The following is a 292-nucleotide window of genomic DNA, read 5'->3' as shown; positions in this document are numbered from 1 at the left end:
CACGGGGCCTCGAAGCGCTGCGCGGGCTGCTCGCGCAGGCGGAGACAATCTAGGCGCGACTGCGCCCCACCGGCTGCTAGCGTCGGGCGGGTTCGGCTCGTTCGACTCCGCCCCCGGGAGCGCCATGAAGCACGTCCACCGTCTCGCTGCTTCCGTGCTGCTCGCTGCCGGGTCGGTCACCTTCGTCGGCGTGCTGGCGCCGTCCCCGGCGCAGGCCGCAGCCGAACCGATGGGCCTGCTGCACGAGGAGCAGGTCTACGGCGACTTCGAGGTCACCGGCAACACGGTGCTC

Origin of the sequence: Nocardioides sp. CPCC 206348 (assembly GCF_048654705.1) — a bacterium.
Lineage (GTDB): Bacteria > Actinomycetota > Actinomycetes > Propionibacteriales > Nocardioidaceae > Nocardioides.
This window is presented reverse-complemented; position numbering follows the sequence as displayed.